General features: G+C 76.1%; 15 protein-coding genes. 6 read left to right on the forward strand and 9 right to left on the reverse strand.

Annotation, left to right across the window (positions count from 1 at the left end; genetic code table 11):
* Positions 1-227: 227 nt before the first annotated feature.
* Positions 228-1610 carry an L-serine ammonia-lyase gene (locus MUU72_RS26820; RefSeq protein ID WP_248015988.1) on the forward strand — a complete coding sequence of 461 codons (1383 nt, stop codon included), beginning with the start codon at positions 228-230 and terminating at the stop codon, positions 1608-1610.
* Positions 1611-1698: 88 nt separating this feature from the next.
* Here the strand turns inward: MUU72_RS26820 and MUU72_RS26825 are convergent, their stop codons facing one another.
* The 4 genes from MUU72_RS26825 to MUU72_RS26840 all read right to left on the reverse strand — a co-directional run bounded on the left by MUU72_RS26825 (position 1699) and on the right by MUU72_RS26840 (position 4433).
* Complete coding sequence (locus tag MUU72_RS26825) at positions 1699-1998, reverse strand: hypothetical protein (RefSeq protein ID WP_248015989.1); 300 nt, start codon at positions 1996-1998, stop codon at positions 1699-1701.
* A gap of 191 nt (positions 1999-2189) precedes the next feature.
* On the reverse strand, positions 2190-2948 hold the full coding sequence (locus MUU72_RS26830) for a phosphatase PAP2 family protein (RefSeq protein WP_248015990.1): 759 nt from the start codon (positions 2946-2948) through the stop codon (positions 2190-2192).
* Entirely contained in the window at positions 2945-3601 is a 657-nt protein-coding gene (locus MUU72_RS26835; RefSeq protein ID WP_248015991.1) for a phosphatase PAP2 family protein, read from the reverse strand. The genes MUU72_RS26830 and MUU72_RS26835 overlap by 4 nt, the downstream gene beginning before the upstream one ends.
* Before the next feature lie 106 nt (positions 3602-3707).
* Positions 3708-4433 (reverse strand): DedA family protein, encoded by a 726-nt coding sequence (locus MUU72_RS26840; RefSeq protein WP_248015992.1) that lies wholly within the window; start codon positions 4431-4433, stop codon positions 3708-3710.
* Positions 4434-4546: 113 nt separating this feature from the next.
* Here MUU72_RS26840 and MUU72_RS26845 point away from each other — a divergent pair, with 113 nt between their 5' ends.
* From MUU72_RS26845 to MUU72_RS26865, 5 genes are all read left to right on the forward strand, one after another.
* The gene (locus tag MUU72_RS26845) at positions 4547-4954 is read left to right on the forward strand and encodes a BlaI/MecI/CopY family transcriptional regulator (RefSeq protein WP_248015993.1); all 408 of its coding nucleotides are present in this window, start codon (positions 4547-4549) and stop codon (positions 4952-4954) included.
* The gene (locus MUU72_RS26850; RefSeq protein WP_248015994.1) at positions 4951-5910 is read left to right on the forward strand and encodes a M56 family metallopeptidase; all 960 of its coding nucleotides are present in this window, start codon (positions 4951-4953) and stop codon (positions 5908-5910) included. The genes MUU72_RS26845 and MUU72_RS26850 overlap by 4 nt, the downstream gene beginning before the upstream one ends.
* A 314-nt stretch (positions 5911-6224) precedes the next feature.
* Entirely contained in the window at positions 6225-6779 is a 555-nt protein-coding gene (locus MUU72_RS26855) for a glycoside hydrolase family 25 protein (RefSeq protein WP_248015995.1), read from the forward strand.
* Positions 6780-6875: 96 nt separating this feature from the next.
* A complete protein-coding gene (gene nadE / locus MUU72_RS26860; protein ID WP_248015996.1) occupies positions 6876-7706 on the forward strand; it encodes an NAD(+) synthase in 831 nt (276 codons plus the stop codon).
* Between the two features lie 200 nt (positions 7707-7906).
* A complete protein-coding gene (locus tag MUU72_RS26865; RefSeq protein ID WP_248015997.1) occupies positions 7907-8269 on the forward strand; it encodes a hypothetical protein in 363 nt (120 codons plus the stop codon).
* 24 nt (positions 8270-8293) lie between these two features.
* On the opposite strand, the gene MUU72_RS26870 is transcribed toward MUU72_RS26865, so the two are convergent.
* From MUU72_RS26870 to MUU72_RS26890, 5 genes are all read right to left on the reverse strand, one after another.
* A complete protein-coding gene (locus MUU72_RS26870) occupies positions 8294-9199 on the reverse strand; it encodes a cytochrome c biogenesis CcdA family protein (protein WP_248015998.1) in 906 nt (301 codons plus the stop codon).
* Positions 9196-9969 (reverse strand): DsbA family protein, encoded by a 774-nt coding sequence (locus MUU72_RS26875; RefSeq protein WP_248015999.1) that lies wholly within the window; start codon positions 9967-9969, stop codon positions 9196-9198. The genes MUU72_RS26870 and MUU72_RS26875 overlap by 4 nt, the downstream gene beginning before the upstream one ends.
* A 59-nt stretch (positions 9970-10028) precedes the next feature.
* Positions 10029-10457, reverse strand: coding sequence for a hypothetical protein (locus tag MUU72_RS26880; protein WP_248016000.1), 429 nt, complete (start codon positions 10455-10457; stop codon positions 10029-10031).
* 344 nt (positions 10458-10801) lie between these two features.
* Positions 10802-11329, reverse strand: a complete 528-nt coding sequence (locus tag MUU72_RS26885; RefSeq protein WP_248016001.1) for an ATP-binding protein — start codon at positions 11327-11329, stop codon at positions 10802-10804.
* Between the two features lie 273 nt (positions 11330-11602).
* Entirely contained in the window at positions 11603-12370 is a 768-nt protein-coding gene (locus MUU72_RS26890; RefSeq protein WP_248016002.1) for an enoyl-CoA hydratase/isomerase family protein, read from the reverse strand.
* Positions 12371-12419 lie beyond the last annotated feature (49 nt).

The following is a 12419-nucleotide window of genomic DNA, read 5'->3' on the forward strand; positions in this document are numbered from 1 at the left end:
GGCCGGCTCTCCGGCCCGGGCCCGCCCGCACCGTCCGCCCCGCGCCGCACCCGGCGCCCTCCCCCCTTCGCGGCGGCCGGTTTCACCTCCCCTTCCCCTGGCCGCCGCCTCCCGTCCGGCGGCTTTCCCCCGCGAGCGGGTTACGCTCGACAGCTGGGCCGGAAACACCCCGTCCTGCCCCGATGTGCTCCTCCGTCCACCACGAGCAGACAAGGGAGTCAGCCCCCGTGGCCATCTCCGTCTTCGACCTCTTCTCCATCGGCATCGGCCCCTCCAGTTCGCACACCGTCGGCCCCATGCGCGCCGCCCGGATGTTCGCCGGCCGGCTCAAGAAGGACGGTCTGCTCGCCCAGACGGTCTCGGTGCGCGCCGAACTCTTCGGCTCGCTGGGCGCCACCGGCCACGGCCACGGCACGCCCAAGGCCGTCCTGCTCGGCCTGGAGGGCCACTCCCCGCGCACCGTCGACGTCGAGACCGCCGACGACGAGGTGCAGCGGATCCGCACCACCGGCCGGCTGCGCCTGCTGGGCGCCGAGATAGGCAGCGACCACGAGATCGACTTCGACGAGCCGACCCAGCTGATCCTGCACCGCCGCCGCTCGCTGCCCTACCACGCCAACGGCATGACGCTGTTCGCCTACGACGCGGCGGGCGCGCCCCTGCTGGAGAAGACCTACTACTCGGTCGGCGGCGGTTTCGTCGTCGACGAGGACGCGGTCGGCGAGGACCGGATCAAGCTCGACGACACGGTGCTGACGTACCCCTTCCGCACCGGTGACGAGCTGCTGCGGCTCTCCCGGCAGACCGGCCTGTCGATCTCCGCGCTGATGCTGGAGAACGAGAAGGCGTGGCGCACCGAGGACGAGATCCGCGCCGGGCTGCTGGAGATCTGGCAGGTCATGCAGGGCTGCGTGAGCCGCGGTATGGCGCGCGAGGGCATCCTGCCGGGCGGTCTGAAGGTCCGCCGCCGGGCCGCCAACGCCGCCCGCGCGCTGCGCTCCGAGGGCGACGCGGCCGCCCGCGCCATGGAGTGGGTCACCCTCTACGCGATGGCCGTCAACGAGGAGAACGCGGCCGGCGGCCGGGTCGTCACCGCGCCCACCAACGGCGCGGCCGGCATCATCCCCGCCGTCCTGCACTACTACGTCAACTTCGTCCCCGGCGCCGACGAGGACGGCGTGGTCCGCTTCCTCCTCGCGGCCGGCGCCATCGGGATGCTCTTCAAGGAGAACGCCTCGATCTCCGGTGCCGAGGTCGGCTGCCAGGGCGAGGTCGGCTCGGCCTGCTCGATGGCCGCCGGCGGTCTCGCCGAGGTCCTCGGCGGCTCCCCCGAGCAGGTGGAGAACGCCGCCGAGATCGGCATGGAGCACAACCTCGGCCTGACCTGCGACCCGGTCGGCGGCCTGGTCCAGATCCCGTGCATCGAGCGCAACGGCATGGCCGCGGTGAAGGCCGTCACGGCGGCCCGGATGTCGCTGCGCGGCGACGGCCGCCACCACGTCTCCCTCGACAAGGTCATCAAGACCATGAAGGAGACCGGCGCCGACATGTCGGTGAAGTACAAGGAGACCGCCCGGGGCGGTCTGGCGGTGAACATCATCGAGTGCTGAGGGCCGTACCCGGGCGGTGGCCCGGTCCCGGTGAGCCGCGGCTCACCGGGACCGGGCCACCGTCGTACCGCCCTCCCTTCCCGGACCGCTAGCGGCCGATCTCCCAGGCGAACGGCGGGAGCTCGCCGGCCCGCAGGTAGATCTCCAGGGCCTGCGCGGCGGGTACGAAGGGGTGCACGCGGGCGCCGTCGAGGCCGGGCAGCAGGCGGGCGCAGTGGTGGACGCAGCCGGCCGTCTCCCGGCCGTGGCGGTCGACGAGGGTGGCGGTGTCGGGCGGGCCGTCGCACGGGGTGGGGTCGGCGGCCGCGGCGGCGGGGCAGCGGTGCCGGGCGGCGGGCGGTGCGGTGCGGTGCCGGGTGCCGGGCGGAGCGCTCGTGGTCCGTTCCATGGAGGTCCCCCTTGAGGTGCGCTGGTACGGATGCCGGTGCGGGTACGCGTACGGGTACGCCTACGGGTCGTGCGGTGGGCGGGGGCGGCCGGGCGCGGCCACCGGTGCCCACGACAGTGGTGCTCGCCCGGGCGGGGGTCCATGCGGCCGGGCCAAGACCTTGGCGAAGACCTGGGGCGATCGTCAGCGATTCATGGGCGAGCGGCGGGGTCGCTGCCGGGGCCGGTGCGGCGGGGGACGGCCACCGGGTCGGCGAGGAGCAGGGCGAGCGCGAGCAGCGCGCCGGCCAGCAGCCAGCCGCCGAGCACGTCGCCGGCCCAGTGGACGCCCAGGTAGACCCGGGTCAGGCCGACGCCGGCGGCCCACAGGGCGAGCACCGCGCACCACGTCCGGCCGCGGCCGGGCCGGGTGCGGTGCAGGACGCCCCAGGCCAGGATGCCGGCGGCCAGCGCGGAGGTGGTGGCGTGGCCGGAGGGGAAGGAGTAGCCGGTGGCGGTGGTGGCCCAGTCGGCGACCGGCGGGCGGGGGCGGGCGAGCAGCGCCATCAGGCCGTAGCGGACCGCCTGGGCGGCGGCGAGGAAGGCGACCGCGCAGAGCACGGCGCGGAGCCGGCCCCGGGCGGTGCGGCCGGCCAGCAGACCGGCCAGGAGCGCCATCAGGTACGGGACGGCGCCGGTGCCGGTGGCGGTGAGGGCGCGGGCCAGGGAGCGCAGCGGCTCGCCGCGGTGCGCCGTGGCCCAGTGGAGGGCCGCGCGCTCGGGGCCGAGGGGGACGCCGTGGCGCAGGGCCACGGTGAGGGCGGCGGCGGTGAAGAGGGCGGCGCACAGGGCCGCGGCCACCAGGAGGCGGCCCGGGGGCGCACCGAGGCGCGGGCCGCGGCCCAGGGCCGGGCGCGCGCCGTCGCTCCGCGGGCCGCCGGCCCGGTGCGGTGACGCCCCCGGGGGTGTCACCGGGCGGCGACCAGCGGCCGCAGCGGGGTCTCCCGGACGCGTTCGACCAGCGGGGCGGCGCGCCGGGCGAGCGGCATGAGGAGGGCGGCGACCAGGACGCCGACGACCAGGCCGACCGCGACGTCGTGCGGGTAGTGCGCGCCGACCCAGACCCGCGAGGCGCCCATCAGCAGGGCGGCCGGGACGGCGAGGGCGCCGAGCCGGCGGTCCAGCAGGAGCAGCGCCACGGCGGCGGAGGCGGCGATGGCCGAGTGGTTGCTGGGGAAGGACCAGTCGCCGAGGCCGGGGCACGGTTCGACGGTGACCACGTGCAGGGTCTGGCAGGGGCGCTGCTCGTGGAAGAAGCTCTTGACCACGTCGTTGGCCACGTAGGCCAGGACCACGATGACCGGGACGGCGAGGGCCATCGCCATCGCCACGGGGGCCGGGTGCCGCAGTGCGCCGGGGTCCAGGCGGCGGCGGGAGCTGCCGCCGAGCCGCTGCCGGGCCCGCCACCAGCCGGCCAGCATCAGCAGCGCGAAGACTCCCAGTCCGAGGTCGGTCCAGTAGGAGACCAGGACGTTGAGGAAGTGCGGCATCTGCTGGGCGAAGCCGGTCACCGAGGTGTACAGGCCGCCGTCGATCGAGGCTCCGCCGAAGGCGAGGTCGGTCACTGGGCTTTTCTCCTTGGCGGGTCGTTGCGTGGTGCGTGGGACGGATGCCCGGGCGGCCTGCGCGGTGCGCGGCCGCCCGTGTGCTCCAGCAAGTGTGCCGGGTCCGTCAGGGTGCCGGTGGCGCGGTGGCGGATTCGGGCGCATCGGCGGCCCCGTTCGCCGGTCCGCCGGCGGGGCGCCGGCGGCGGGCGCGCCGCACCTCCAGGGCGATCGGGGTGAGCGAGGCCAGCACCACCAGGCCGACGGCGGGGAGGAGGTAGCGGTCGACGTTCGGCACCGAGGAGCCGAGGGCGTAGCCGGCCAGGGTGAGGCCGGCCGTCCAGAACAGGCCGCCGGTGACCTGCCAGAGGGCGAAGGTGCGGGCCGGCACGTCGAGCGCGCCGGCGAGCGGGTTGAGGACCGTGCGGACGACGGGGACGAAGCGGGCCAGCACGAGCGCCTTGGCGTGGCCGTAGCGGGCGAGGTACTCCTCGGCGCGGGCGGCGCCCTCCCGGAGCTTGCGGGACCGGCCGCGGGCGAGCAGGGCCCGGCCGCCGCGCCGGCCGATCCAGTAGCCGGTCTGCGAACCGGCCAGGGTGCCGGCGGCCGCGGCGGCCAGCACCTGCGGCAGGGCGAGGTGGACGGCGCCGCCGACCCCGGGGGCGCTGAGCAGTCCGGCGGTGAACAGGAGCGAGTCGCCGGGGAGCAGGAAGCCGACCAGGAGGCCGGTCTCGGCGAACAGCACGACGGCGACACCGAGGGCCCCGAAGGCGGCGAGCAGGGAGCCGGCGTCGAGGACGTCGACCGCCTGCGTGACGGTGCTGAGATGCAGATCCGCGGCCGCTACGGCCATGTCGGTGGCCCCTCCCATAATGGGTCCCGGGCCTGCCGGCGGCCGGCCCATCCGTCTACAGACCCGTAGACGGTCTACAGCACTGTAGACGACGGAAGGGTGGAGGGCGTTCCATGTCGGAGGCATCACCCGCGCAGCGCCGCCCGGCCGGCGAGCTGGAGGCGAGCGTGCTGGCGGCCCTCTGGGCGGCCGGCGGGCCGCTGACGCCCGCCGAGGTGCAGGGCGCGCTGGGCGGCCGGCTCGCCCGGACGACCGTCACCACCATCCTCAGCCGGCTGTACGACAAGGGCGCGGTCTCCCGCTCCCGGGCCGGCCGCGGCTTCGCCTACTCCCCCCTGCACGACTCCGCCGGCCTCACGGCCCGGCGGATGCGCAGCGAGCTGGACAAGGAGGACGACCGCGGCACCGCGCTCGCCCGCTTCGTCTCGGAGCTGACCACGGAGGACGAGCGGCTGCTGCGCTCCCTGCTGGACGGGAGCGACGGCACCGGCCGGCACCCGGGGCCCGGGACGACGCCGTGATCTTCGCCGTCTGGGTGCCGCTGCTGATGCCGCTGCTGGCGGTGCCGACCGCCCGCCGGCTCGCCGAGTCGCTGCCGCCGCGCGCCGCGGCCTGGCTGCTGACCGGCTGCGCGGCCGCGCTGGCCGCCTGCACGGCCGCGGCGCTGGGGCTGCTGGCGGCCGCCGGGGCGCTGCGGCTGCCGCCCGTCGCCGCGCTGGGCCACCTCTCCCGGTCCCCGGCCGGCGATCCGGCGGTGACGCTCCCGGCCGCCCCGGTCGCCGGCGCGCTGCTGCTCTGCTGCGCCGTCGCGGTGGCCCGCCGCGCCCTGCGCCACCGCGCCGAGCTGCGCGCCGCCCGGCGCGCCGCCGACGCCCACGCCCTCGCCGGGGACCTGTGCGTCCTCCCCGACGCGGCGCCGGACGCCTACGCCCTCCCCGGCCGCCCGGACCGCGTCGTGGTGACCGCCGGAATGCTGCGCGCGCTGCCGCCGGCCGAGCGGGAGGCGCTCTTCGCCCACGAGCGGGCCCACCTCGCCGGCCGCCACCACCTCTTCCTGCTGACCGGCGCGCTGGCCGCGGTCTGCCATCCGCTGCTGCGCGGCCTGCGGTCGCCGCTGGCGTACGCCCTGGAGCGCTGGGCGGACGAGTCGGCCGCCGTGCGGGTCGGCGACCGCCGGCTCACCGCGCGCGCCATCGGCCGGGCCGCACTGGCCGCGCGCCCCGATGCCACCACACGCCCCCGCCCGGGCACCGCACCGGCCGCCACGGCCGGCCCGGTCCCCCGCCGGGTCGCCGCCCTGCTGACCCCCGACCGCCCCGCCGGCCCCGCCCCCGGCCGCGCGGCCCCGTACGCCCGCCGCCTGATCGCCCCCACCCTGCTGGCCTGCGTCGCCTTCTCCGCGGCCGCCGCGGTGGACGCCGCCGCCGACCTCCACCAGACCGTGGAGACGGCCCAGGGCGAAGCGAGCCACGGCTAGCTCCCGGCGGCCGCCCGGCCGCCCGGCCGCCCGGCCGCCCGGCCGGTCCGGGCGGCCGCCGGACCGGCGACACGAACGAGGATGAAACGCCCGGTCGAATAGGCCGGTACCGGACCGCCGCCTCGTCCGCCCCCTCCGCACCCCGCGCCCCATCCGTTCCCCGCGTCACCAACTCCCTTGTGCGCCAAGGAACTTCCGCGCGGCAATCTGGCGTCCCCGGACGTGAACATGCTGAACTGCTAGGGGGGCGGCTGCCGCTTTTCTTGCGCAGATGACGCTTCGCATTCGCAGATCCGATGGGCTGGAGGCCGCTCATGCTGCACGGTGTCGATGTCAGCGCCTACAACACCGATTACTCCGCCAAGGGCCTGGACTTCGTCTTCATCAAGTCCACCGAAGGCCGCTCCTACGTCAATCCGCACCAGTCGGCACAGGCGGCGCGGGCCCGCGAAGCGGGTGCCCTGGTCGGTTTCTACCACTTCCTGTGGCCGGGGAATATCGCTGCCCAGGCGCGGTATTTCGTGGAGAAATGCGCCTCCCTCCAGGGCGATCTGCTGGCCGCGGACTGGGAGACCACCGGGTCCGGTACGCACGCCAGCACCGCGCAGAAGGACCAGTTCCTGCACGCGGTCAAGAAACTCCGCCCCAGCCACCGCGTGCTGCTCTACTGCAACCGCGATTTCTGGCTGCACAAGGACACCTCGTCCTATGCCGGGGACGGGCTGTGGATCGCCGACTACGTCTCCGCCGGGCACCCGCGGATCAAGGCGAAGTGGCGTATCCACCAGTACGCCGACTCCCCGCTGGACAAGAACGTCGCGGCTTTCGGCAGCAAGGCCGAGCTCAAGAAGTGGGCGCACCCCGCATAAGCTTCTCCGGAGAATCCGCACACGCCTGCCGACACTCCGCGTGACATCGCCGCGCGGTGCGGGAACAGCGCGTGACGAAAAACGTGAGGAGCACCGGTGACGGACCCGGCGGCCACGGCCCTGCAACAGGAAATAGCCCAGGAACTCCAGGTGACCGCGGAGTTCGACGCCGAGCGGGAGATCGAGCGCCGGGTGTCCTTCCTCACGGCGCAGCTGACCTCCACCGGTCTGCGCTCCCTGGTCCTGGGCATCAGCGGCGGGGTGGACTCCACCACCGCCGGCCGGCTGTGCCAGCTCGCGGTGGAGCGGGCCCGCGCCGGCGGCCACGACGCGGTGTTCTACGCGATGCGGCTGCCCTACGGCGAGCAGGCGGACGAGAAGGACGCCCAGCGGGCGCTGGAGTTCATCCGCGCGGACCGCCTGCTGACCGTGGACGTCCGCCCGGCCAGTGACGCGGCGCTGGACGCGGCGGTGGCCGGCGGAGTCGCCTTCCGCGACGCCCACCACCAGGACTTCGTGCACGGCAACATCAAGGCCCGGCAGCGCATGATCGCGCAGTACGCGGTCGCCGGCGCGCACGCCGGCCTGGTCGTGGGCACCGACCACGCGGCCGAGGCGGTCTCCGGCTTCTTCACCAAGTTCGGCGACGGGGCGGCCGACGTGGTGCCGCTGACCGGGCTGACCAAGCGCCGGGTGCGGGCCGTCGCCCAGGCCCTGGGCGCCCCCGCCGAGCTGGTCCACAAGGTCCCCACCGCCGACCTGGAGACCCTGGACCCGGGCAAGCCCGACGAGGACGCGCTCGGCGTCAGCTACGACCAGATCGACGACTTCCTGGAGGGCCGGCCGGTCGAGGAGACCGCCTTCCAGGCGATCGTCCGGCGCTACCGCCTCACCGCCCACAAGCGCGCCCTGCCCCTCGCGCCCTGAGGCCCCGGGGCGCGGCCGCCGCCGCGCCCCGCACCCGCCCGCACCCGCAGATCGCGCACCGGCCGGTCACGCACCGGCCAGGCTGCCGTCACCGGCCCGGTGCACAACCATGGGCCGAAGCGGGCATAGATCCGGTCATGGGAAGCCGCGAAGTCCGATCGGAAGATCAACTGTCAGTGGGGCCGCTTACTCTCCAGGACATGGGTGACGCACGCCTGCACGAACTCCAGACCGCGCTGACCACCGCCACCGACCTGGCCTCCGCGCTCCGGTCGGCGCCGACCCGGCGGGACGCCGACCAGCTCGTCGACGTCCTCCGCCAGGCGCTGACCGCCGCCCGCTCGCTGGGCGCCGCCACCGCCGGCCCGACCGGCTGCGCCCTGCACCCGCACGGCGCCGTGGACCCCCTCCACGGCGATCCGGAGGACCCCCTGCCGCCGGGCTACGGCAAGTGCCTGCTCTGCAACGACCGCCGGCGCCGGGCGGACGCGCAGCATCCGCACGTCCGCCCGCACGCCCGCCCCCGGCCGCGCCCGGACTGGCGCCGCCGGCTGTCGGCCTGACCGGCCCGGCCCGGCCGGAGGGTGTCAGTCCCGGCCCGCGGGCCGGTCGGCGCCGCCGGAGCCGGGGCGGTCCGCGCCGGGGCCACCGGGCTCCGGCGCGGTGTCCGGTGTGCGCTCCGGCCGCAGCGCGATCCGGCCCAGCACCGCGGCGACGGCCAGCGCCGCCAGGGCCAGCAGCACCGCGTCCGGGACGCCGTTGCCCAGCCGGGCCGCCCAGTCCTCCAGCCGGGCCTCGGCGTCCGCGTCCAGGAGCCCCGGCAGCGCGCTGGTCCCGTTGAAGACCAGGAACAGCACGCCGATGCCGATGAAGAACAGCCCGGAGACCAGCGAGGTGGTGTGCAGCCGCAGCCGGCCGGCGGTCAGCTCGCGGCCGCGCAGCCAGCGCCGGGTGCCGAGCCGGAAGCGGTCCCACAGCAGCGCCAGTACGAACAGCGGCAGCGCCATGCCCAGGGCGTAGACCGCCAGCATCGAGGCGCCGTGGACGGGCGAGCCGCTGACCGCCGTCACGGTGAGCACCGCGCCCAGGATCGGGCCCGCGCAGAAGCCGGCCAGACCGTAGACACAGCCGAGCAGGAAGGTGGACAGCGCGGTGCGCGGGGTGATCCGGGCGGCGGCGGCCTGGGCGCGCCGGGAGGCGAAGCCGAGGCCCAGGATCTGCGCCAGGCCCAGCGCGATGACCAGCCAGCCGCCGAGGGCGACCAGCAGGTCGCGGTGGCCGTTGAAGAGCCGGCTGGCCGCGGTGCTCGCCGCGCCCAGCGGCACCAGCGTCGTCGCCAGCCCCAGGTAGAACACCCCGGTACGGGCCAGCAGCCGGCCGGGGCTCGCCAGCGAGTAGGCGAAGAACGCCGGGAGCAGCAGGGCGCTGCACGGGCTGACCAGCGCGAGCGCGCCGCCCAGGAAGGCGGCGAGGTAGCCGATGTCGGCGGTCACTTCCCGGCCCCCGCGCCGCCGTGCTTCCCGGCCTCGGCGGCGGCCTGCTCGATGGCCTGCCCGAAGACCTCGGTCTCCTGCGCGCCGGCGATCGGCCGGCCGTTGACCAGGAAGGACGGCGTGGACTGGACGCCGAGCCGGTAGCCCTCGTCCTGGTCCTTCTTCAGGGCGGCCGCGGCGGCCGGGCTGTCGAGGTCGGCGCGGAACTTCGCCAGGTCCGGCACCCCGGCGGTGCGGGCCAGGTCGGCCAGCTTGTCCTCGGCGAGCGCGTCGCCCTTGCGGGTCGTGGCGTAGAGCAGGTCGTGCAGCTGCCAGAACTTCCCCTGCCGGCCGGCCGCCCAGGAGGCGCGGGCGGCCCGCTCGGAAGCGGCGCCGAAGACCGTGAAGTTGCGGAACTCGATGCGCAGGGTCCCGGCGTCCACGTACTTCTTGATCAGCGCGGGCTGGGTCTCGCGGGTGAAGCGGCCGCAGAACGAGCACTGGTAGTCGGCGTACTCGACCAGCACCACCGGGGCGTCCGGCTTCCCGGCGGCGAGCGGGTCGCCCGGGATCCGGCGGCTGGTGCGCCGGGCGAGGTCGTCGTACAGCTTGCGCTGGTCGGCGTCCTCCTGGGGCGCGGCGGAGGCGGGGGGCCCGGCGGCGGTGCCGGGGTCCCGGCCGTGCTCGACGGCCTTGCCGACCGCGACGGCGATGGCGATCACCGCCACCACGAGGGCGAGCACCGCGCCGATCGCGGCGGCCTTGCGGGCGGGTGAGGCGGAAGTGGGCATGCGAAAGCTCCTGTCGTACAAGGGAATTGCGGGAAGGGCGGCCTGGGGTGGCCGGCGTCCTATATCCGCAGTACGGGCAGGAGGGCGGCGGGGTCCGCGGCGGGCGCGCCGGTGGGCGGGCGGGCCAGGGCGCAGCGGGGCGGGAGCGCGGCGGCGAGCGGCCCGGCCGCGGTGGGGTCCGGGGCGAGCGGCTCACCGCGCGGCGGGGCGGGCAGCGGGGCGGCCTCACCGGGGTCCGGTGCGTGGCGGCCGGAGCACCGCTTGAGGGAGTCGGCGACGGCGACGGGCGCGGCGCCGGCCCGCTCGGCGGCGGGGTACGGGGCCCGTTCGGGGGCGGTGTGGCGCCCCTCGGCGGTGGCCGCCGCGGCCACCGCCGCGCGGGCCGCGGGCCGGTCCTGGGGGCCGCCGGTCCGGCAGAGCAGCGGCCCGAACGCGACGGCCAGGAGGAGCAGCAGGGTCAGCGTCGCCGAGCGGCGCAGCCGGTGCATGGTCCCTCCCCCTCGCTGTCGGTCCGTGGCGGTCGCGGTCGAACATCCCATCCTACGGACCGCCGGGCCCCGCGGGCGGCGGTGGCACAGCTCACCCCCGTACGCCCCCTCGTTTGATGGCATTTCGTCCGGGCTTTGGCGGTATGCCGCCTTTGGCGGGTGGCGGTCCGGCCTGCCATAGTCGTCCGCGGCGACCCCCGCCGACGCGGGCCAGGTCGCCTTCCGGCCGCGCGGGCCACCCCCTTCCGCCCGCCCCGGTCCGGGCGCTGGGGCTCACCCCGCGGCAACCCCGCGGGCGGGCCCCGGTCCCGTTCCCGGGCCCCGCAGCGGGCGCCGCGGCGCGGTCAGCGGTCGCCGACCCGGACCTCGAACCAGGTGGTCTTGCCGCGCGGCAGCAGGTCCACGCCCCAGCGGTCGGAGAGCTTGTCGACGAGGAACAGCCCGCGGCCGCTGACGTCCGTGGCCTGCACGGGCATCAGGCACGGCAGCCCGCGCGAGGGGTCGCGCACCTCCACCCGGATCCAGCCGCGGCGGCGCAGTATCCGCAGCCCGAACGCGCGCGCGCCGGTGTGCCGGACGGCGTTGCCGACCAGCTCGGAGACCAGCAGTACGGAGTGCTCGGTCAGCTGCGGGGAGAGCGACCACTGCTTGAGGAGGATGGCGGCGGTCAGCCGGCGCGCGGTCCGGGCGGACTGCGGGCGCGAGGGGAGCCGGACCTCGTCCACGGCCGGGTCCCCGACCACCTCGGGCCCGGTGGGGACCGGACCGGCGGGGGCCGGGACCGCCGCCCCGTCCGCCGGGGGGGTGGCCCGGTCCGCGGCGGCCGTACCGCTGTGCGGCCGCGGCTGCTCCATTCCTTCGAGGCCCGCCATGCCCCCATCATGGCCGCTCCTCGCCGCCGCGGGGGGCCGAACCCGCGGAATCCGTTGTCCGGAACCGCCGGCTCCGGCCTCTCCCACGACATATGCCAACGGCAGCCGGGACCGGTCCCACCCAGCTGACCTGGGAAGACACCCGGTGGGCGGCGGGCCGGCGGGGGATGCCGGGGCGGCTCCCTTACGGGGTGACGACGCTTTCCGCAATTCGCCCACACGAGGCATGGCGTACCGGCCACGGCCCCAGCCGCCCCGTCAACACCAGGCGTCTCAGCGGAACTTGGCCTTGCCCGGCCCCTCCTCGACGAAGCTGCGCATCCCGGTCTCCCGGTCCTCGGTGGCGAACAGCCCGGCGAACCAGTTGCGTTCGATCGTCAGCCCGGTGTCGATATCGGTCTCCAGACCGGCGTCGACGGATTCCTTGGCGGCCCGCAGCGCCAGCGCCGGTCCGGCCGCCAGCCGCGCCGCCCAGGCGTGCGCCTGCGCGTGGACCTCGGCGGCCGGCACCACCCGGTCCACCAGCCCCATGGCCAGCGCCTCGTCGGCCTTCACGTGGCGGCCGGTGAAGATCAGGTCCTTGGCCTTGGACGGGCCGACCAGCCGGGCCAGCCGCTGGGTGCCGCCGGCGCCCGGGATCAGGCCGAGCAGGATCTCCGGCTGGCCCAGCTTGGCGTTGTCGGCGGCGATCCGGAAGTCGGCGCAGAGCGCCAACTCGCAGCCGCCGCCGAGGGCGTAGCCGGTGACCGCGGCGACCACCGGCTTGGGGATCCGGGCCACCGCGGTGAAGGAGTCCTGGAGGGCCTTGGACCGCAGGACCATGGCGGTGTGGTCCATGGCCTGCATTTCCTTGATGTCCGCCCCGGCGGCGAACACCTTCTCGCCGCCCCAGAGCACCACGGCGCGGATGTCGTCGCGCCGGCCGGCCTCCTCGGCCAGTTCGCGGAGCCGGTCCTGGGTGGCGACGTCCAGGGCGTTCATCGGCGGGCGGTCCAGGCGGATGGTGCCGACGCCGTCGGCGGCTTCGAGATGCACAGTCATGCGGGCAGGTTAGTACGCGTTAACGCCGCGCGCCGCCCCGCCCCCGGCC

The sequence above is a fragment of the Streptomyces rhizoryzae genome, assembly GCF_023155275.1.
GTDB classification, from domain to species: Bacteria; Actinomycetota; Actinomycetes; order Streptomycetales; family Streptomycetaceae; genus Streptomyces; species Streptomyces rhizoryzae.

Excerpts from the sequence above, each read along its gene's own strand:
- MUU72_RS26825 (WP_248015989.1), bottom strand. The coding sequence starts at position 1,998 with ATGGAACGGACCACGAGCGCTCCGCCCGGCACCCGGCACCGCACCGCA.
- MUU72_RS26840 (WP_248015992.1), bottom strand. The coding sequence starts at position 4,433 with ATGGCCGTAGCGGCCGCGGATCTGCATCTCAGCACCGTCACGCAGGCG.
- MUU72_RS26845 (WP_248015993.1), top strand. The coding sequence starts at position 4,547 with ATGTCGGAGGCATCACCCGCGCAGCGCCGCCCGGCCGGCGAGCTGGAG.
- MUU72_RS26855 (WP_248015995.1), top strand. The coding sequence starts at position 6,225 with ATGCTGCACGGTGTCGATGTCAGCGCCTACAACACCGATTACTCCGCC.
- MUU72_RS26865 (WP_248015997.1), top strand. The coding sequence starts at position 7,907 with ATGGGTGACGCACGCCTGCACGAACTCCAGACCGCGCTGACCACCGCC.
- MUU72_RS26875 (WP_248015999.1), bottom strand. The coding sequence starts at position 9,969 with ATGCCCACTTCCGCCTCACCCGCCCGCAAGGCCGCCGCGATCGGCGCG.
- MUU72_RS26880 (WP_248016000.1), bottom strand. The coding sequence starts at position 10,457 with ATGCACCGGCTGCGCCGCTCGGCGACGCTGACCCTGCTGCTCCTCCTG.
- MUU72_RS26885 (WP_248016001.1), bottom strand. The coding sequence starts at position 11,329 with ATGGCGGGCCTCGAAGGAATGGAGCAGCCGCGGCCGCACAGCGGTACG.
- MUU72_RS26890 (WP_248016002.1), bottom strand. The coding sequence starts at position 12,370 with ATGACTGTGCATCTCGAAGCCGCCGACGGCGTCGGCACCATCCGCCTG.